At 40.6% G+C, this 20244-nt stretch carries 20 protein-coding genes and 1 tRNA gene; 19 read left to right on the top strand and 2 right to left on the bottom strand.

Features of this window, described 5'->3' with window-relative positions; all coding sequences use genetic code 11:
• Positions 1–7: 7 nt before the first annotated feature.
• The 4 genes from WC788_01580 (at position 8) to WC788_01565 (ending at position 2855) form a co-directional block, all read left to right on the top strand.
• A complete protein-coding gene (locus WC788_01580) occupies positions 8–430 on the top strand; it encodes a hypothetical protein (GenBank protein MFA6096301.1) in 423 nt (140 codons plus the stop codon).
• A 262-nt stretch (positions 431–692) separates the two neighbouring features.
• Positions 693–1628: a transposase gene (locus WC788_01575; protein MFA6096300.1), complete on the top strand. Its 936-nt coding sequence runs from the start codon at positions 693–695 to the stop codon at positions 1626–1628.
• Positions 1629–2172: 544 nt separating this feature from the next.
• Positions 2173–2445, top strand: coding sequence for a hypothetical protein (locus tag WC788_01570; GenBank protein ID MFA6096299.1), 273 nt, complete (start codon positions 2173–2175; stop codon positions 2443–2445).
• A gap of 137 nt (positions 2446–2582) precedes the next feature.
• Positions 2583–2855 (top strand): DUF5661 family protein, encoded by a 273-nt coding sequence (locus WC788_01565; protein ID MFA6096298.1) that lies wholly within the window; start codon positions 2583–2585, stop codon positions 2853–2855.
• A gap of 72 nt (positions 2856–2927) precedes the next feature.
• Here WC788_01565 and rpmB read toward each other — a convergent pair whose 3' ends face one another.
• Positions 2928–3107 carry a 50S ribosomal protein L28 gene (rpmB, locus tag WC788_01560; GenBank protein ID MFA6096297.1) on the bottom strand — a complete coding sequence of 60 codons (180 nt, stop codon included), beginning with the start codon at positions 3105–3107 and terminating at the stop codon, positions 2928–2930.
• 69 nt (positions 3108–3176) lie between these two features.
• Here rpmB and WC788_01555 point away from each other — a divergent pair, with 69 nt between their 5' ends.
• From WC788_01555 to WC788_01495, 13 genes are all read left to right on the top strand, one after another.
• On the top strand, positions 3177–3827 hold the full coding sequence (locus WC788_01555; GenBank protein ID MFA6096296.1) for a site-2 protease family protein: 651 nt from the start codon (positions 3177–3179) through the stop codon (positions 3825–3827).
• Positions 3828–4019: 192 nt separating this feature from the next.
• Positions 4020–4439, top strand: a complete 420-nt coding sequence (rpsL, locus tag WC788_01550) for a 30S ribosomal protein S12 (GenBank protein MFA6096295.1) — start codon at positions 4020–4022, stop codon at positions 4437–4439.
• 30 nt (positions 4440–4469) lie between these two features.
• Entirely contained in the window at positions 4470–4937 is a 468-nt protein-coding gene (gene rpsG, locus WC788_01545; GenBank protein ID MFA6096294.1) for a 30S ribosomal protein S7, read from the top strand.
• Positions 4938–5105: 168 nt separating this feature from the next.
• Entirely contained in the window at positions 5106–6836 is a 1731-nt protein-coding gene (locus WC788_01540) for a DUF4173 domain-containing protein (protein MFA6096293.1), read from the top strand.
• Positions 6837–7399: 563 nt separating this feature from the next.
• Positions 7400–8248 carry a UbiA family prenyltransferase gene (locus WC788_01535; GenBank protein ID MFA6096292.1) on the top strand — a complete coding sequence of 283 codons (849 nt, stop codon included), beginning with the start codon at positions 7400–7402 and terminating at the stop codon, positions 8246–8248.
• Between the two features lie 668 nt (positions 8249–8916).
• Positions 8917–10527, top strand: coding sequence for a GAF domain-containing sensor histidine kinase (locus tag WC788_01530; protein ID MFA6096291.1), 1611 nt, complete (start codon positions 8917–8919; stop codon positions 10525–10527).
• Between the two features lie 86 nt (positions 10528–10613).
• Positions 10614–10904 (top strand): GIY-YIG nuclease family protein, encoded by a 291-nt coding sequence (locus WC788_01525; GenBank protein MFA6096290.1) that lies wholly within the window; start codon positions 10614–10616, stop codon positions 10902–10904.
• Between the two features lie 107 nt (positions 10905–11011).
• Positions 11012–12085, top strand: a complete 1074-nt coding sequence (locus WC788_01520; GenBank protein ID MFA6096289.1) for a polyprenyl synthetase family protein — start codon at positions 11012–11014, stop codon at positions 12083–12085.
• Between the two features lie 936 nt (positions 12086–13021).
• Complete coding sequence (mraZ, locus tag WC788_01515) at positions 13022–13453, top strand: division/cell wall cluster transcriptional repressor MraZ (GenBank protein MFA6096288.1); 432 nt, start codon at positions 13022–13024, stop codon at positions 13451–13453.
• A 267-nt stretch (positions 13454–13720) separates the two neighbouring features.
• Positions 13721–14671, top strand: a complete 951-nt coding sequence (rsmH, locus tag WC788_01510) for a 16S rRNA (cytosine(1402)-N(4))-methyltransferase RsmH (GenBank protein MFA6096287.1) — start codon at positions 13721–13723, stop codon at positions 14669–14671.
• 23 nt (positions 14672–14694) lie between these two features.
• Positions 14695–15060: a hypothetical protein gene (locus WC788_01505; GenBank protein ID MFA6096286.1), complete on the top strand. Its 366-nt coding sequence runs from the start codon at positions 14695–14697 to the stop codon at positions 15058–15060.
• A gap of 126 nt (positions 15061–15186) precedes the next feature.
• Complete coding sequence (locus tag WC788_01500) at positions 15187–16938, top strand: penicillin-binding protein 2 (GenBank protein ID MFA6096285.1); 1752 nt, start codon at positions 15187–15189, stop codon at positions 16936–16938.
• 13 nt (positions 16939–16951) lie between these two features.
• Positions 16952–18214: a Mur ligase family protein gene (locus tag WC788_01495; GenBank protein MFA6096284.1), complete on the top strand. Its 1263-nt coding sequence runs from the start codon at positions 16952–16954 to the stop codon at positions 18212–18214.
• Positions 18215–18306: 92 nt separating this feature from the next.
• Here the strand turns inward: WC788_01495 and WC788_01490 are convergent, their stop codons facing one another.
• A complete protein-coding gene (locus tag WC788_01490; protein ID MFA6096283.1) occupies positions 18307–19038 on the bottom strand; it encodes a hypothetical protein in 732 nt (243 codons plus the stop codon).
• A 227-nt stretch (positions 19039–19265) separates the two neighbouring features.
• On the opposite strand from WC788_01490, the gene WC788_01485 reads away from it, so the two are divergent.
• Positions 19266–19337 (top strand) — tRNA-Glu (locus tag WC788_01485).
• 186 nt (positions 19338–19523) lie between these two features.
• The gene (locus tag WC788_01480) at positions 19524–20105 is read left to right on the top strand and encodes a histidine phosphatase family protein (protein MFA6096282.1); all 582 of its coding nucleotides are present in this window, start codon (positions 19524–19526) and stop codon (positions 20103–20105) included.
• The last annotated feature ends 139 nt before the right edge of the window (positions 20106–20244 follow it).

Genomic DNA, 20244 nt, shown 5'->3' with positions numbered 1-20244 from the left:
GCTAAATATGATCGGATATTTTATTGAAACATGGGGTCCAGAAATTGGAAATATATTTGATAAGTATATAGATGAATATAAAAATATATATATTAAAAAATATATAAGAAATAAGCATTATGGCAAGGGATTAGAGCTTTTGCTCATTAGGTATAGGATTTCTGGAAAATTTCGTAAATATGAGGAAATTAAACCAGAAGTTTTAAATTATTCAAAAAAAAATAACGATATCGGTGTGGTCGTTAGGGTTAAGGCTGAAGATTTTCTTGCTTTGTCGGATCAGCAGAAAAAACAGCTTTTGGCCGACACTACAAAACAGGCTGTTCTTGATGTCAGAAAAAAATTAGAAAAGAAAAAGTTAGATATAAACTTTGACCAATTACTTAAAGATTTGGAAGAAGTGAATGCGAAATATTTGTGTTCTAAATAAACCATATTGACTCAGGTTGGTTCAAGTCAGAGACATTGAACAAGACACCCATCTCTAATTCGCGCGCCTGCCCGCCGGTGGAGGGAATAGGCGAATAGTTAAGTGTTGACGGCACTTCGGTTCAGCAAATTATGCTTATGATGACAATGGGAATCTTTTGTCCGTTTCAGGCGAAAGAAAAGGTGTCAGGTATGCTCTGTAGAAAATAGTACTCACGGGGTCAAGTCTTAACATTCGACAAGATATTTGTTAAGATTGAAATATGTCAAGACCACTTAGAATAGAATATCCAGGAGCATTTTATCACATAATCAACCGAGGACTGGAACGTCGGGAAATTTTTAAATCTCCAAAAGATTATCAGTATTTTCTTTCCCTGTTGGATCAAATGCATCTAAAATATGGCTTAATTGTCCATAGCTATTGCCTCATGCCTAACCATTATCATTTGTATGCGGAAACCCCCTACGCAAATCTTTCAAAGATCATGAGGCAAATAAATGGTATTTATACACAAACCTTCAATCATAGATATCATAGAGCGGGCCCCTTAATGCAGGGGCGGTATAAAGCCGTTGTGGTTGATAAGGATAGCTACTCTTTGGAGCTTTCCAGATATATCCATCTAAATCCAGTCAGGGCTAAAATAGTGGAAAAGCCTGAAAGTTATCGATGGTCCAGTTATGCGTCCTTTATTAAGAAGGCGAAGGTTCCTGAATTTTTAAACAACAAATGGCTTTTATCCCAATTTGATAAATCTTCAGCCAAGGCCATTAAATCATTTAAGCATTTTACTCTGCAGGGCCTAGCCCAGGAGTGGACACCGGAAAAAGAATCTTACCAGGGATTTATCCTAGGAACTTCCAAATTTATTTCCCATATCCAAGAGACTTATCTTAGAGGAAAGAAAGACCACGAGATTCCAAGCCTTGCCAAAGCGCAAAAGCAGCTCTCACTTAATGAATTGCAATATTATCTTGAAAAACTTACGCAGGACACAAAAATGAGGAAGAAACTTACTGCCTATGCGCTTAAGCGTTATTCATCTCTAAGACTTAAGGAGATAGGGGAGATTCTGGGAAGCCCTTCTTACTCTGCTGTTGCCGTGATGGTTAGTAGATTAAACAAAGAGGCTCAAAAAGATAAGGATATTAAAAGATTGCTAGAGAAGATCGAACACTATTGCAGGAATGTGTAATGTTAAGACTTTACCCCGTTTTAAAAGATAATTATTCCTCTTTTTATTTTGAGGTAAGACAATTCGAGCACTATGATAATATGAATTATGATAGTGATATATGTAATTGTCTGATATATATAATTCACACACCCCCCACCCCCCACCCCTCTCAAGAGGGGAATCTATATATAGGAGCTGAAAATTTTCAGCCCCTACAGATTCAATGCAAATTGACGCACGCCTTGCCCCTCTCCCCGCATACGTGGGGAGGGCAAGAGAGGAATTGCCGGTGGATATCGATATTAATAATAAACCGGAAAGCGTGATATAATATACATAAGGGATTATAAGCGTTCACTGATCATAATTAGTTCCCGATGAAATAGTAGCGATTTCGGGTATTGCGATGCTCAGTAGAACCGTGGCAATCCCTATACTATTCAAATTATATTTTATTATACAGTTTTTTTGGCTTGGTTTTGGGATTGCTTCGTCTCCGTCAGCTGACGGATCCTCGCAATGACATATTATACCACCATTTCAACAGAAACTAATTAAACGCATGTCGATAAAAAGGATCATTTTTGTTTTTATTATGGTTGTGGTCGCTTTTGCGGTTTGCATAGGCTTTTGGATGACGCAGACGGATGTCGTGTTGTCGCCGGAGAGCGTGGATATCACAAATGGCAGAAATGATGATCCGGACTCAAGTGATGTCATTGTGGGAGGTGAAAATGGAAACACGACCGATGCAAGTTCATATATCGAAACAATTCCGGATGCTTCTGAATCCGAATCGGACGTCAAAGACGCAAAAGACCTTCAGCCGGGGTGAAGGGATATATCTATGATCCAACTTGATGCAATTAATATGCCGGTCGCTTTGTACTAGAAGATATAACTGCCCGCAGATAGAATGATAGGCCTTGATGCAGTTCATATTTCAGAATATTTAGCAATTAATACAAAATCATGAGCGAGAAGAAACATTTCTCTATTGACGAGGCGGAAAGAGTGGGGAGGTCCATCGGGATAAAATGGGATAAGTTCGACGTCGAGCAATTCAGAATGGGCATGGATGTCGAGCTTGAACACGGCCTTGTCGATCCGAGCACCAATGTCACAGATGATGACCCGGTCCTGACAGGGAAGATAGCGCTTGCTCATCTCAATGAATATCCGGACTATTATACGCGTCTGGAGAAGATGGAGGATGAGGCTGAAAGACATTTCGGCAAAAAATAGCGGCAATAAAGTCGTCAATAAAAAAGCAGGCCTATTCAACCTGTTTTTTATGCAATGTTAAAACCGAAATATTTATTGCAGCTTGTTCTTTGACTTTGTTTTCAGGCATTTCGTGCAGATCTTGATCGTTTCGCCATCGATGCTTCTTTTTTGGACATTGATGAATTGCTTTCTCTTTGTTGCGATATTCGAATGGCTTCTTGACTGGCTGGATCTTGTGCCCCGGCCGCAAACTTGACATGCTCTGCTCATATAGGTGATAATTAAAATAGTTTGTTAACAACGTATGTATATTATACTAAATAATTAATTTTGGCAAGTATGAATGAGACTCTTCAGATATTTTCAATAATCGTGCTTATTTTTTCCGCAGTGATCCATGAATATGCGCATGGCTGGATGGCGGACAAACTTGGGGATCCGACTGCCAGATATATGGGCAGGCTCACCCTGAACCCGCTCGCGCATCTTGATCCGATGGGTTCGGTCGTTGTTCCCATCTTGCTTCTTGCCACTACGGGCTTTATGGTGGGGTGGGCGAAGCCGGTTCCATATAATCCATACAACCTGAAAGACCAGAAAAACGGTCCGGCGCTGGTGGGGCTTGCGGGGCCCGGTTCGAATCTTCTGATCGCCCTCATTTTCGGGATAGTGATAAAGATATTCCTGCTTCAAGGCGCGGCGGTCAATGACAAGTTCGTGATGCTTTTCGGCGTGATAGTGCTCTATAACATTCTTCTCGCGCTTTTTAATCTCATGCCCATCCCTCCTCTTGACGGTTCGAAAATACTTTTTCATTTGATGCCATATTCAATGCATGAAGTGAGGGAGTTTCTGGAGAGAAATTATGTGCTGCTTCTCTTCGCCTTCATCTTGTTCGGGTTTGACTATATCGTGGTCCCCATGTTGGTTTATTTGTTTGCGTTTGTCACCGGAAGCCATGATCTTCTATTCGTAATTCTGAGTTCATAGGATTCTTGACATAATCGGTATTCTTTGGTAAGCTGATTCTGTAGTAATTACAGCATAATTTGGCAAATATACCACAAAGCGATATTGCTTTTGTGTTATTTTAAATGCTTTATGCGGAACCTATCCGGAAAATCCATTCTGACTTAAAATCGATTTTTGGGATAAGCTTAAATAAATTTAATTCAAGATCAAATGTCAACAATACAACAATTGATTAGGCATCCGAGGAAGAAAGTGCGCAGAAAATCAAAGACTCCGGCGCTACAGAAGAATTTTAATTATATACAGAACAAACCTTCGATCAGCAAGAAAGGCAATCCTTTCAAACGAGGCGTTTGCGTGAAGGTTGGAACAATGACCCCGAAGAAACCGAATTCGGCCCTCCGAAAGATCGCAAGGGTTAAGCTTACGAATGGCGTCGAGGTTACCGCCTACATTCCGGGAATCGGACACACCCTCCAGGAACACTCTGTGGTTGTGATCAGGGGCGGAAGAGTGAAAGATCTTCCGGGCGTGAGATATCACATCGTCCGAGGCGTTCTGGATGCGACCGGCGTTGAAGGAAGAAGACAGGAAAGAAGCAAGTACGGCATGAAGAAGCCCAAACAATAATTTAAAATCAATTTCTAAACTTTAAAAACTATGGGACGAAGAAAAAAAAGAATAGACAGAGGCATAAGGCCTGATTCAAAATATAACAGCATGCTGGTCTCCAGGCTCATCAACTATATCACCAAAGAAGGCAAAAAGAGCATTGCCACAAGGGTGGTCTATGGATGCCTTGAAGCGATCAAGGAAAAGACGAAAAAAGAACCCCTTGAGACATTTGAGAGCGCGATCAACAAAGTCGCTCCGATACTTGAAGTGAAATCGAAAAGGATCGGAGGCGCAACATATCAGGTTCCGATGGAAGTCAGGGGAGACAGAAGGATCCAGCTCGCATTCAGATGGATCGTGACCGCGGCCGATGCAAGAAAAGGAAAGCCTATGGCAAAAAAGATCGCCGAAGAAATGCTTGAGATCATGAACGGCACAGGTTCTGCAATGAAGAAAAGAGACGATGTGCAGAAGATGGCCGAAGCGAACAGAGCATTTGCACACTTTGCATAATATCAATTTCGGAATATTATAAAAACACCCTGTCCACGGATAGGGTGTTTTTATGCTGATGACCATATGACGCAGAGATCGAGGCGGGCTGTCAGCGGCAACTTACTTGAGAAATGTGCGTCTTGTGCTAGAATGTAATACACGGGTTTAACTTATAACGATAATCATATGCCAAGCGAAAAATACAAAGCTGTTCTCATCGCGATCCTTGCTTTAGCTTTGGGGATTCTCACAGATTATCTGTTATTTAAAAAAACGAGCGGGATAGCATTCTTTATTTTCAATCTGGCAGTGATCTTTTCCTTGTTGGTCCTGGTTTTCGAATTCAAGATAAAGCCGGAAATGAACCGGATACTGATCGTAAGCTTTATTATACTGTTTTCTTTCGCAATAATTTCGAGATTGAGCGGATTTTTGATTCTTTTTGATGTTGCCGCAGTTCTTTATCTCTTTTCTCTGCTGTTTGCGATATTTTTCAAAAGCGGGTTCAGTAATTTCAAATTATTGGATTATATTTTGTTTCCGTTGTTTTCTATCCTGGGATCGTTTGTTGCAGCGGAAAAATATGTTGCCAAGAATTTCCTATTCATGAACAAAGAGAACAAACGCGGATCGAACCGTTTTTTTGGGATTTTTCGCGGCATCGTGATCGCAATCCCGTTCCTCGTCATATTGGGATGGCTGCTTTATTCTTCTGATGCGGTGATCCAGGCATATATGTCGAAAATAGGACGGGTGGATCTTGATCTGACGTCAATTCTCCACTTGCTTATTGTTTTTGTCGCAGCGTGTTTTTTCGCAGGAGTATTTGCGAGAATAGCCACAGGTGAAAAAAGCGAGAGCTTGTCTGCGGAGGAAAAAGAAAACAGGACTCTGGGCTTTATTGAATCTCTGACAGTGCTGACGCTTGTGGAGGCGCTTTTTCTGGCTTTTATCATTTTCCAGTTCTTTTATCTTTTCGGAGGCAGGGATTATGTCTGGGGATTGACCGAAACGATCACATATTCCAGTTATGCAAGAAAAGGTTTTTTCGAGCTCGTTCTGGTTTCGGCCGTTTCCTTTTTGATGATCTATGCATTGGAAAGATCGGCGAAGAGGGAAAGCGCAAAGCAGATCAAGGTCTTCAAGATCTCCGAGACCGTCATAGTTTCTGAAATTCTGATAATCATATTTTCTGCATATAGGCGTTTTGCACTTTATGTCGACGGGTATGGCCTGACGTTTCCGAGGTTTATCGTCATCATGTTTCTGTTTTGGATTTTATGTCTTTTTCTAGTCTTCCTCGCCAGGGTATTTTTCGAAAAAAAGCGCGCGTTTGTTTATCATAGCATGTTTTGGATAACCGCAGGGTTGTGGCTGTTTATCAACATCCTCAATCCCGATTCGTTTATCGCAAAAACAAATGTGGCGAGATTGGATCTGGGCAAAGAAGTCGATTATAATTATATCACTTCATTATCGCAAGATGCGATCCCTGAGATCGTGAAGATATTCGACTCAGCTGCAAAGGAGGAGGCAAAGCAGGAAATCGCCATAAGCCTATATGGAAGATATAATTTTAATTTCAATCACATCTGCAAATATCCGCCTTATGGCAAATCCGAATGTGAATATAGGCCGATCGTAAAATTGATCGAAGACGCAAACAAACACAATGATTGGAGATCGTTCAATTATTCAAAAATGAAAGCGGAAATGGCTTTGATGAAACATTCCGATGACATTGAAAACTATGCGAAACAATATCAAGAAAGACAGGAGAAAGATTGTGAAAAGCAAGCTGATTATTGTGAAAATGCATGTGAAACCGGAATGTCAAAAGATCTGCTTGTTCCCAAGTGCAAAGAAAATTGCGGCAGAAAATCATGCGATATATTATATCTTGATATATCTCAATAATTGTCGAGGTGAGACCTCGGATGAGCTCTGTTAATGTTTTTAGACGTCGGATGTCTTCTAGGCAGATAAATTACAGCATTTTTTACACGATTCTATTCTATAATATCGAAATGAAAGACATTAAAGTCTGAGTTTGCAGCCGAGTCATTCCTAAAGCTTCGTTTTAGGAAATTCCTAAAACGAAGCTTTAGGATGATTTCTATAGGATTGGTTCATCTCCGATTACTCAACGCTGTGACATATTGATGTATCACAGTATGTTCGCGTTTGAGCTTCAGTTTGTTTTGTTAAATCTGCAATGAGCTAAAATCAAGGTCAGGCCTCGGGTAAGGAGACTGAACCTCGACTGAGCATCAAATTATTTTGTTTTTCGTGATTTTGTGTTATAATGGTAGAGTTAAAACAAAAAGAACGATTTGATCCAAAATCAAGCGCAATTATGCTAAAAACAGAAAAAATAACCAATAATTATTATAGGATTCGAGTATCTTTAAACGATGTTCGGAAACCGTGTTTTATTTAACTCAATTTGTTTGGGTTTTTTTATTGTAAGCATTAAAGAAATGAAAACGATCAATGTTTCGAGGTTTTTTCGTGACGAATTTGTTTATGGCGGGCATTTGTTGTCGTTGGGGGCTGTAGGAATTGTTGCATCTGTTATGATGTTAAACAACTTTTATTTTGATATTAAATTTATTACATCTGTTTATCTCATTGCACAAACTGTATATTTCTATAATCGAATTAAAGAATATGAGAGCGATAACATTTCAAATCCAAACAGAAATATGCACTTAAGTAAGTATCGTAATTATTTTTTAGCTATTATTATATTTTATATCATTGTTACAGTGGCTATATTGATAAGTTTCAATGACGTTGTTTCTTCAAGTGCTGGATTGTTGTTACTATTTTCAGGTATAATGTATTCTGAATATTTTAAAAATAAGACGAGGAATTATATAGGTTTTAAGAATTATTACGTTGCTTTTTTCTGGTCTTTTTTGGTCTTGTTTACGGCACTTTATTATCATGCATCACTCAACGCAACTATTTTAATATTTTTTATTTTTGTATTGTTGAGGTGGTTGATAAATACTACTTTTTTTGATATAAAAGACATTGAATCTGACAAACAGAATAATTTGAAAACTATCCCTGTTTATTTCGGCAAGAAAAGAACGCTAGATATGCTTAGTGTAATAAATCTGATTTCGTTTTTTCCTTTATTTATTGGGATTTATTTTAACTTGTTGCCAGTATATTTTGCATCGCTTATCGTATTCTATTTTTACAGTTTATTTTACATAATGAAAGCAAGGACCGAAGGTTCATCTATACGTAACTTATCATATATTATGGTGGATGGTGAGTATGTATTTTGGCCGATTATATTACTTCTATTTAAATGACGATGGAAGTTCTTTATGTTGAAAAGATTGTCGTATTACTAATTGACCTAGTTGGAGCTTGGTTGATTTTTTGGGTTTATGGTGCAAATAGGAAGGAAAAAGTAAATCAGTCTTTTGCTATCATGACTTTTTGTGTGATATTGTGGGTTGATTTTTCTTTTCTCGCATATAAAGAGAGTGATAGTTATTTTGGATTGATTTACTATAGATTAAACTGGAGTTTTGTTAGTCTTTTTTTAATTTCAGCATTTTATTTTTATGTAGTGTATTTTTTGAATTTAAGGAAGAAGTATAATCTACTTGTGCGTGGTATTCTGATTGCAGGTATTTTGTTGTCATTGCTATCCCTATTCTCAGATCTTATTATAAAGGAAGTGATCATTCGAGATTGGGGCAATGAAATTGTTTTTGGTTATGCGAATGTACTGTTTAATCTCTATGCTTTTTTTATTGCGTCAATCGTAATTGGCGCTTTAATTAAAAAGCATTTTAGCTCCACCGAGATTAATAAAATGAAATTGCACTATATGATAACTGGGACTATATTTTTTATCGTTCTAAATATTATTTTTAATATTGTATTGCCATTAGCAACCAACACCGTTGCATATCAGCACCTAGGTGATTATTCGGCAATAATACTTGTGTCATTTACGGCGTATGCAATTATGAAAAACGAATTATTGGGCATTAAGACTCTATTAACGCAAGTAATTATCGTTTTAATGTCCATAATACTTGTAGTCGATATTATCTTGTTATCAGATGATCCATTGAGTCAGGTATTAAAAACTACAGTCCTCATCACTTTTCTCTATTTCAGCCGGGAGATGGTGACAAGCGTCAAGAAGGAGAAAGAGGCAAAAAGTGAATTGGAAAAAGCATATGGGCAGATCAATCACTATGTTGATCAGCTGGAAGAAATGAATACGGATCTTGCCGAGAGAAATGACGATTTAAAGGCGCTTCTTGAAGCAAGCGGAAAGGCGTCTGAGGCTCTTGATCCGAAAAAGATCGCTCAGGACATTGTGAATAGCATACCGAAAAACTTGAAGCACTTGGGATATATCGGGGGGATGATCGCGCTTTATGACAAGGATACAAAGATCGTCCGTCCCTATACCATTACGCAAACAAAACTCGTTGAGAGGGTTTTGAAGCTCCTGGACAGGCCATTTGAGAAAAATAAGGCGAAGATCGGAGATGCCGACAATATGATCTCAAAAACCATCATAGAGCAGGCAATATTTTCCGGAGACAGTCTTGCCGAATTCGTCGCTCCGACAGTCAAGAAATCCATTTGCGATGTCATACAAAAAATACTGAAAGCGCATTCAATTATAACCATTCCGCTTATTTCGCGGGGAAGGGCGAATGGAATAATATTGTTCATGGGAAAAAGATCGATCAAGGAAGTCGCGCAGAGAGACAAAGACATGCTCTATATGTTCTCGTCTCATGTCGGCGGTGCGATCGAAAATGCGAAGCTCTACGAGCAGACGAATCAGCAGGTGAAAGAAATGGAAAAATTGAATAAAAAACTGGAAAGCGCAAATGAGAATCTGAAGGAGCTTCTTGAAATGAAAAACGAATTTTTGCACATCACTTCGCACCAGCTCCGAACTCCGCTCACTGCGATCAGGGGAATGCTTTCCATGTGGTATGAGGGAGACTTCGACAATCTGACAGATGCTGAACGCAGGGATATTCTGAAAAGGATATATACCAGCACGGAGAGGCTGAACAACATCACGAATGACATGCTTGACGCTCTCGAGATCGAAGGGGGGCTGTTGAAATTCCAATTTGAAAATGCATCTGTTGCGAATATTGTAAAAGAGACGGTTGACACGCTGAAAAACAACTATGATGCGAAGGGGCTATATATTAAATTCAGTGCCGAAGAAAATCTTCCGGAGGTCAAAGTTGAGCTGAATTATATCAGGCAGGTTTTTATGAACGTTGTTGATAACGCGAGCAAGTATACAAAGAAAGGCGGCGTAGAAATAACTGTCAAACAAAACGGAAAATATATCGAAACGGTTGTGAAGGACACCGGGGTCGGCGCAAGCAAGGATGACCAGAAGAGGCTGTTTGAAAAATTCACGAGAGGAAAGAATGCAGTGAAGGAGAATGCCTCGGGAAGCGGACTGGGGCTTTTCATCGCAAAAAAAATCGTTGAAAAACATCACGGAAAGATGAGTTTCTTCAGTGAGGGGCTGGGAATGGGTTCGACTGTCACCATTGATCTTCCGGCGAAAAAGGAAGGGATTGAATAATGATGAGTTTTGCATTCGGCGTCATTGCGAGTGATTCGCCAGCTGGCGGAGAACGCGGCAATCCCGTAGAATAAACATATAACGTTATGCAAAAACAATATTATATTTATCTAGCGACAAACAAGAGAAATACGGTAATTTATACAGGCGTTACGGATAATTTAGCAAGAAGAATCTCTGAACATAAGGATAAAAATGGAAGTAAATTTACAAAAAGATATAGCGTTGATAAGCTAGTATATTATGAAGCTTACAATAATCCTGAAAATGCAATCACAAGAGAAAAACAGATAAAAGCTGGTTCGAGAAATAAGAAAATAAAACTAATTGAAAGCATGAATCCCAATTTTGAGGATTTATCCAATAAGCTGGTATAGTCCGTTGAAGCACGGGATTGCTTCTCCGCTTGTAGGCGGATCGCAATGACAAAACATAGAAAGTTTATGTGCGTAAAGGGAGGGACTAATCAGGTAAAAAAAATAAGATGCAAACTGAAAAGCTATTAAGCAAGCTGAAAGCGGATATTAACAGTGAATTGCAGATATTTTTTGAAAATAAAATAACGGAGATCGGAAGAGACCATAAGCCCGGGGAAATCTTGGAAATGGTAGAGCTTCTGAGGGATTTTATTCTGAGATCGGGCAAAAGGATAAGGCCTATTCTTTTTTGTTGCGGTTATTCTGCGGCCGGGGGAAAAGACAGAAAAAAGATACTGAAGGCTTCAATTTCAATGGAGCTTATACATTCGTATCTTTTGATCCATGACGATATAATAGATCGCGATGATTTCAGGCATGGGAGCGTTTCTATGCACAACAAATACATGGAAAAATATAAGGATGTCTTGGGAAAAAATGCGTGCAGCCATTTCGGAATATCGATGGCGATCATTGCCGGCGATCTTGCGTCGAGCTTCGGCCACAAGGTTCTGGCGGATTCGAAATTTCCCGGAGATGTCAGATCGAAAGCGATCTTGGAGATGAACAAGATAATATCGAACACGATCGTAGGCGAGGCAATGGATGTGGTTCTGGCGGCAAAAGATAAATATGAAAAGCCGGATATAATCGATATGCAGATATATAAGACCGCGAAATATACAATCGAAGGACCGCTGAGGCTTGGAGCGATTCTGGCCGGTGCGGATCAAAAACTCCTGAGGTCGCTCAGCGGTTATTCGATACCGCTGGGAATCGCATATCAGATTCAGGATGATGTCATTGGTGTTTTTGGTGATGAGAAAGCCATCGGAAAACCGGTAGGTTCGGATCTGAAAGAAGGAAAAAAAACCTTGCTGATCTTGAAAGCATATGAATGCGGAAGCGCCGCGCAAGTGAAATATTTGAATGCGGTTATCGGAAAAAAAGGAGTCAGTTTTGGCGAGATCGAAAAAGCAAGGGAGATAATCAGGAAAACCGGATCTCTGGATTTTTCAAAAAATGAGATCCATAGATTGAAGGAGTTTGCGCTGCATAATCTGAATAGGATCAAGATGAACAAGAGTTATAAGAAGTACCTCGGGGATTTTGCGGATATTCTTGTGAAGAGGGAATATTGATCATAGACACACCCCCAACCCCCTCTCAAGAGGGGAATTTTGGTTCAGATGTGGAGATTTGAACCAATGTGAGAGTGTCATTCCGTGCTTGCTTGTCCGCCTCTGGAGGAACATTCAATCCAGGAATTTTGTCATACTCGCGAATGCGGGTATCCAGGCATTTCGTTATTCTGGATTCCTGCTGGAGTTTACCCTGATGCATATCAGGACAGGAATGACAGATACTACATGTCATACTCGCGAATGCGGGTATCCAGGCATTAAGAATATAACTCTGGATCCCTGATCCCTCCAGGGGCGGGCAGGCAAGTCAGGGATGACAGAATTGCAGCTCTGGATTCCTGCTGGAGTTTACCCTGATGCATATCAGGACAGGAATGACAGATGCTACATGTCATACTCGCGAATGCGGGCATGACAACATGGATGGTTCCCGTTTTTCTGCCCGTCTCGAGCAAGTAATTTCTATTGAATGAATTAATTCATTAGTTTCTAAACATTGATGAATTATAAATTTTTCAAAATTGTAAATTTGGCATCAGTTATTGCGTATGGAAATATTATTGTCTAAATTATCGATATTTCTCGTGCCGGGGATCGATTAGAGACTAAATTTGATTTAGTAGACACGACGAAAAGCAAAAAGTGAGTAAGCTGTGGATAGCTGACTCGCTTTTTTTGCGTTCTTTTTTCATAATATGGCTTAAACAAGCCAAAAGAGGTTTAATGTGTGGTGTATGAAAGTGGTTTGACTAATATCTAAAGTGGCGTATAATGGATATGTAGGGTATGAAAGTGGATGAAAGTGGGGAATGGAAGTCCGCAAGGCGGTAAGTCCATAAAGTCGGAAGGTCCAACAACTTCATTATTGTCCCTGAAATTTAAGTCAAAAGAGATCGAGCAGCGGCTGGCCGATTGAATTATAATAATCAAAAGATGTTCATAGGCGAATATAATCATAATCTGGATGAAAAAGGCAGAATTGCCATTCCTGTTAAGTTTCGGCAGGATCTGAAAAAGGGCGCAGTTGTGACTCGGGGCCTTGATGGCTGTTTGTTTTTGTACACCGCGGGAGAATGGAAGATCCTTGCAGAAAAATTGAGCAAGCTTCCGATCAGCCAGGCGAATACCAGGGCATTTTCGAGGCTTATGCTTGCCGGAGCCATGGATGTCCAGGTTGATAAGCAGGGAAGACTGATCATTCCCGACTACCTCAGGAAATACGCAAATTTGCAGAAGAAGGTTATAATAAACGGACTTTATAATCGTTTGGAGGTCTGGGACGAGGATAATTGGGTCAAATATAAAGACAGGACCGAAAAGGAAAGCGACAGCATTGCGGAAAAGATGGGAGAGCTTGGCGTATAGGAGTGATAAATAGAGCTTAATTGTGATTTTAAATACAAAAAGCTCTTTGAAATTTAATTGTTGTGTAATTTTCAATTTCTAATTTCTAATTTCTAATAAATTATTAATTATAAATTTTTAAATAAAGAATATCATTGACGATTAATAATTTAAAATTGAATCATTTGATATTGATTAAAAATTAAAAAAGAAAAGTTTAAAATTATAATTCAAGCTTAGCGGTTTCAATAATTATATTTTTCATTTTTAGTTTTTCATTATTTTTAAATGTCTTATTTCCACATTCCAGTACTGCTAAAAGAAGTGATCGAGAATATTGACCCGAAACCGGGGGAGAATCTTGTTGACGGGACGATCGGAGGGGGCGGGCATTCGAAAGCCATACTCGAAAGAACTTCTCCCGACGGGAAACTTCTCGGGATCGATTTCGATCAGGAGGCGCTCATTGAATGCAAAAGGAGGCTCAGCGAATATTCAGGAAGAGTGTTCCTTGAAAGGGGCAATTACGTTGATTTCGGAGAATTCACGAAAAAGAACAATTTTGATCCGATCAACATTTTTTTTCTCGATCTGGGAATATCATCGCATCAGCTGGACGATGAGAATCTCGGCATCTCGTTTTTGGGAAATGCTCCGCTGGATATGAGGCTCGGAGGATTCGATCAGAACAATGATGAGAGGACAACCGCGGAAAATATCGTGAACAACTGCAAAGAGGAAGAGATTGAGGAAATGCTGAAAAAATATGGCGAGGAAAGATATGCCAAATTGATTGCCCGGGAGATCGTTTCAAAAAGAAAAGAACACAGGATAGTCAACACGAGCCAGCTGGTGGGGATAATCGAGAAAGCCGTTCCTTCAAGATATAAAAAACAGAAGATACATTATGCAACGCGGACATTTCAGGCGCTCCGGATAGCAGTGAACAAGGAACTTGAAAATCTGTCCGAAGCGCTTCCAAGAATGCTCGAAAAAGTGTCTCCGGGCGGAAGGATCGCGGTCATTTCGTTCCACTCCCTGGAAGACAGGATAGTCAAGCAATTCTTCCGAAGAGAGTCCAAGGACTGTATCTGCGAACCGGAGATACCCGTATGTGTATGCGGTCACAGGAAAAAATTGGAGATCATTACGAAAAAGGCCATAACGGCGGGCGATGAGGAGATCGCACAAAATCCAAGATCCCGAAGCGCCAAGCTGAGGGTGGCGAGGAAGATATAATTAATCAATAATCATATACTAAAATGGTGAGGTTATCGGCACAAGGCGGAATCAGGGCCGTAAAAACAAGATTCAACAGAACAAGGACAGTATCGCAATTAGCAAGGACCAGTAAGAGGTTCTTTGGAAGTTTGATGATCGTATTTGTGTGTCTTATGGGAATTTTCTATATGATGCAGATGACCTCGGTTGCGACGAAAGGCTATGATATGGGAAAATATGAAAAAAAATTGAATGAGCTGAAGCGTGAAAATCAAAAGTTGCAGGTTCGGCTGGCGGAACTGGGTTCAATTGAAAATTTTGAAGAGGCAAGCAGCAAGTTCAGCAAAATAGAGGCGAAAGACGTGAATTACATTGTCACAGGATCTTCTGTCGCGATGGAAAGATAGGAAAACACATAGATCCATATATTTTGCATTGCCTTTTCGGAATGCAATTTTATGTTTATACGAAGCGAGCATAGTCCAATTTATGAATGCTATGAAAACGAAAATTCAAATTTAGCTGCAAAATCAATGATGATGAATAAGGTTAATATAAAATATGGCGGACGGAGTGATTTTTCAGGAAGGGTGAATTTCGTCCTTGCACTGTATTGCATAATGGCTGTTATTATTTTCGGAAGGCTTGTTCAGATACAGATATTCAAATACGATTTCTATAAAGCTATGGCGCAGGATCAGCATGAATTTCTCGAAAAAACCTTTCCGAAGAGGGGCGAAATATTCATAAGGGATGTGTCATCCAAGAAAACATATCCGATAGCGGTGAACAGGGAAATGAATCTGGTGTATGCCGTTCCGAGGACCGTTCAGAACAAGAGCGAGGCGGCCAAGAAGATATCCGAGATCCTGAAGCTGGAAGAGGGCAAGGTTTATGGTCTTTTGAACAAGCCGAACGATCCTTATGAAGTTATTGCGCATAAGGTTGACGATGCGGATGTTGAAAGGATAAGAAAAGAGAAGATAAAGGGGATAGAAATAACTCCGGAGATCGTGAGATACTATCCCAGCAAAGATCTTGCTGCAAATGTGGTCGGTTTTATGGGATATAAAGACGACAAAAAAGTCGGGCAATACGGTATTGAAGGATATTTCAACGCCTCTCTGGAAGGATCTATGGGTTTTTTGGAGATCGAAAAGGATGTATCCGGAAGCTGGATCTCTATCGGCTCAAAAAGCGGAACTCTTCCCCGCGATGGAGACGACATTGTGCTGACGATCGATCAGACCATCCAATATGTCGCCGAGAAGAAACTCAAAGAGGCTGTTGAAAGGTGGGAGGCCGAGAGCGGGAATGTGATCATAATCGATCCGAAAACGGGAGATGTTATCGCGATGGCCCAATATCCGTCGTTTGATCCGAATGAATATTATAAAGAAAAAAATCTTGAAATATTTCTGAATTCGAATATTCACAATGTGTACGAACCGGGATCCATAGAAAAAACAATTACCATGGCAATAGGGATTGAAAGCGGGAAGATCACGCAGAATACGACATATGTGGACTCAGGCGCGGTTCTTGTCGACGGATGGACCATCAAAAATTCCGACGGGAAAGCTCATGGAACGCAAAGCATGATCGGCGTTCTGGAGAATTCGCTCAATACGGGAACAATATTCGTTGAACAGCAGGTTGGAAAAGACGATTTCTACAGATATCTGAAGAATTTTGAACTTGATGGCCTTACGGGCATCGAACTTAACGGAGAAGCAAGGGGTAACCTTGAAAATCTGAAGGTGAAGAATGACGTAAATTATGCCACGGCATCATTCGGCCAGGGGATCTCGGTCACTCCGCTTTCCATTCTTATGGCGATATCATCACTTGCAAATGATGGGAAGCTGATGCGGCCGAATATTGTGAGCGAGGTCATTCATCCGGACGGAAAAACGGAAAAAATAGAGCCGAAATATGTCAGAAAAACGGTGTCGGCGAAAACGGCGAACATCATTTCGGCGATGATGGTTAGTGTTGTGGAAAACGGACATGCAAAGGGAGCTAAGGTCAAGGGATATAAGATCGCAGGCAAGACCGGAACGGCGCAGATCCCGAAAAAAGAAGGAAAGGGATATGAGGAAGTTGAGACGATTCACACTTTTGTCGGTTTTGGCCCTGTCCCGAACCCCAAGTTTTCCATTTTGGTCAAACTGGATAAGCCTAAGGCGAATTTTGCCGAAAGCACAGCTGTTCCGGTTTTCAAAGAATTGGCCGAGGAATTGATCAATTATTATAATATATCGCCGACTGAAAAATTGGACTAAATAATACAAAAGAATGAGATTTATCGCAGTAAAAATTTTGAATCTGCTCGCAAAGAAAATAGTTGCCAAGCACAAGCCCGCAATAATCGGCATCACCGGAAGCGTCGGAAAATCGAGCGCCAGGAAAGCGATCTATGAAGTGCTCAAGACGCGGTACGCGGTAGCATGCAATAAAAGCGAATATCACAGCGACATATCCATTCCGCTTTCGGTCATTGGCGAGAAAAGCGGCGGGAGATCTGTTCTGAAATGGGCGAAAATATTCATGAAAGCCGTTAAAATATTATCGGGACATGAAAAATATCCCGAGATCCTGATCTTGGAAATGGACGTGAACAGGCCCGGCGACATGAAGCGATTGCTGAAAGTGGTCAAGCCGAATATCGGAATATTCACCGGCGTGGGAGAGTATCCGTCTCATCTTGAATATTTCAAGGATGCCCGCCACATCGCCAGAGAAAAATCTCTCCTCATCAGGACGTTGGGCAAAAAAGATCTTGCGATTGTGAATTATGACGATGATTATGCGAAAGAGCTGGCGAGCGGCGCGAAATCCGACGTGATAACATACGGATTCGATCCGAAGTCGAAATTCATTGCCGAAGAGATCTTTCTCGGAGACAGAAAGTGGCGCATTGAAGACGGGTCCATCGGCATGGGATTCAAGATCTCACAAAACGGGACTACGGTGCCGTTCAGGCTTCCTTATGCTTTTGGAAGAGCTCAGATCTATGCCGTTCTGGCATCATGTGCCGTGGGTTCGTTTTTCGGTTTCAATCTGCTTGAGATATCGGAAATATTGTCGAAATATCAGCCTCTTGCGGGAAGGATGAAATTGATCAAAGGGATCAATAAGTCATTGATAATTGATGATACGTTCAATGCCAATCCAAGTTCGATGCTGGTTACTTTGGAATCTCTGGGAAAGCTTGACGCCTCAAGGAGGATCGCGGTTCTGGGAGATATGCTTGAACTTGGGGAATATTCCAAAGAAGGGCACGCCGAGGTCGGCAAGAAAGTTTCAAAAACCTCAGATGTTCTTTTTACTTTCGGATCCTTAAGCAAGATGATCGGGGAGAATGCAAGAACATCCGGAATGAATAAAGGCAAGATGGCTCACTTTGATAAGATCGAGGATCTGATATTGAACCTGCGGGGAATGGCCCGGGAGCACGACGTGATCCTGGTCAAGGGGTCGAGATCGATGCATATGGAAGAGATCGTAAGAGGCCTCATGGAGAAACCCGAATTGGCCGACGAACTGCTGGTAAAATAGGCGGAATTATTACGGCGCATATATATTCATAAATACTGACGTTTACGATGTTCGTGACAATGAAAAAAAGATGCTCGCCGGGCATCTTGTTGTTATTGGAAAGAAAGCAGTGTTGCTCCTTTTTTCATGTCTATTTGGCAAATCTTTGTTTTTTGGACATTGTCGAGGCAATATGTTATTTTTGCATCTATTCTACTGATCCTGATCAGCCGTTTCTCGGGATCTTCCCTGGTGCTGTCCGTTTGGATCGAGCCTTCCGTGAAAAAAACTTTTTCGAGCATGCAAATAAAATTGCGCATATCCCGAAGCGATATAAACGGATCCGCGTCTTTTGAGGGAAGATTCATTCCTCTTGAAACGCAAAGACTGTGGCCGTCCGAATCTTTCATTATGCCGATCTCGATCTCATCTCTGCCGATCGGAAAGCGCAGCATGGGCAATCTATCGAATGATCCGTGTGATTTCGTCTTCACAATGAATGTTTCCATGCCGTTCCACGCTTTAAAAGCTACGTTCTCGAAGAATGCCTTCTGCATTTCGGTCTCAGATCCCACCGAAATCGGGATGGAAAACCAGAGATTCTCGACGGATAGGGATGATATGATCCTGGGCCTGTTGTGGTTTTCGGCTGACAGGTCGATCGTTTCATTCCTTCTCAGCGACGATATCGAGCCAAGCATCCTTGTGATCCGGTCATAGCGTTCGGCCGAGAAAAGCGTGTTGCTGTCAAAGATGCTCACCGGGCTTTCAACTTCTCCTTTTGTTTCTTTCAGTGCTTCGATCATTTCCGCGAAGCTTATTTCTGTTTCAATTTTTTTCTTCATATGTAACACCTCGCAAGTGAGCGATTGGTACGCTCGAATGCATAAGATTAACATATACAATTGCGCATGGGCTGTCAATGACCAAATGACACAAATGACGCAGATTCTTTACAAAACACCGCTTTTCTGATAGTATAATGCAGTATCGAAAAACACGAAGGCTGAAACTTCGTGCCGGCGTTAAATCGCAGTTGTTTCAAGTTATATGTTTTACGTTTTATGACCATGGCCCTATCGTCTAATGGTTAGGACAGGTGGTTCTCATCCACCAAATAGGGGTTCGATTCCCCTTGGGGCTGCAAATTTGAAAAACAAGTTTACCCTGTTTTTTAAATCGATTATTCCTCTAGGCTTGCCTTGAGGTTTCCTCGCAAGGAAGGGCTTGGGAAACCATCGGTTTCTCAAAGTATGGATTCTTCCTTTGGATACCTCGTGGGCTTGCCCCGAGGTAGTTCATTATTTTAACAAATTTTTGTTTTTCAAATATGAATATTTATCTTATTAGACACGGAGAAAGTATTTCAGATACAAGAAACAAATACGATGGCGACTATGACGATCATCTGACAGAAAACGGACTCCAAGACGCCAAGACTATTGCTAAAAAATTAAATGGGAGCAATGTTGAGGTTATTTTTACGAGTTTAAAAATTCGTGCGCGTGAAACATCAAAAATTATCAGTGACGCTCTTGGTTGTAAAACTTCCATAATGGACGATCTTGCCGAGCAGGATATTTATGGTGCATATTTGGAGCTTGGTAAAAATCAGCCAGAAGAAGAATATAGAAAACTTGGCGAGATTCTTGTAAACCGAGACTATGTCGTTGAAGGCTCTGAAACATACAAAAACTTTAAAGAGCGTGTAGTCAAGTGTTTTCTTGATATTACTCATCAATCATTTGAAAATATCGCAATTGTTACACATGGTGGTCCGATTCGTTGTATTTTTCGAGAAATACTCGCGTTGGGTGAATTTAAAAAGATTGGTAACGGTGCAATAATTAAACTTAAGCAAGAAGGCTCCGTGTTGTCGGTCGTAAATATAGATAATGCCATTCTGAAGTAAGGCATTCGTTACTTTAAGACTTCCGGCAAGAACTCCCTGTGGTGTCCTTAAAGACCCACAGGGATGAATTGCCGCCCGTACCACTTGCGATAGGCATGTTGTATAATGATTGCATATGATAAATATAGAAAGTGACACA

The organism is Candidatus Paceibacterota bacterium, from assembly GCA_041661265.1.
Classification (GTDB): domain Bacteria; phylum Patescibacteriota; class Minisyncoccia; order JAHIHE01; family JAGLIN01; genus JBAZUT01.
Note: the sequence above shows the minus strand (reverse complement) of the source record. Positions and strands in the feature narration are given on the sequence as shown.